This is a genomic window from Ectobacillus funiculus (assembly GCF_004138295.1).
Taxonomy (GTDB): Bacteria; Bacillota; Bacilli; order Bacillales; family Bacillaceae_G; genus Ectobacillus; species Ectobacillus funiculus.
This window is the reverse complement of sequence record NZ_SCFM01000144.1, coordinates 1-341: the sequence shown is the minus strand read 5'-3', so window position 1 is coordinate 341 and position 341 is coordinate 1. Positions and strand designations below refer to the sequence as shown.

1 tRNA gene and 1 rRNA gene are annotated in these 341 nt (G+C 46.0%); both read left to right on the top strand.

The window, feature by feature from the left end:
* The first annotated feature begins 147 nt into the window (after nucleotides 1–147).
* A 5S ribosomal RNA gene (rrf, locus tag EP737_RS25240) occupies nucleotides 148–263 on the top strand.
* A gap of 5 nt (nucleotides 264–268) precedes the next feature.
* Nucleotides 269–341 (top strand) — tRNA-Val (locus EP737_RS25235).

The window sequence follows — 341 nt, the reverse complement described above, 5'->3', positions numbered from 1 at the left end:
AGATACTAATCGATCGAGGGCTTAATCATATAATTACAGAACACAGCTTGTTATCTAGTTTTGAAGGAATATCAAAAATTCCTGTTGACTTTACAAAAGATCATGATATAATAATCATTGTCTCTAATGAGGGTCAAACAAAATAGGTCTAGTGATGATGGCGAAGAGGCCACACCCGTTCCCATACCGAACACGGAAGTTAAGCTCTTCAGCGCCGATGGTAGTTGGGGGGTTCCCCCTGTGAGAGTAGGACGTCGCTAGGCTATGTGGAGGATTAGCTCAGCTGGGAGAGCATCTGCCTTACAAGCAGAGGGTCGGCGGTTCGAGCCCGTCATCCTCCA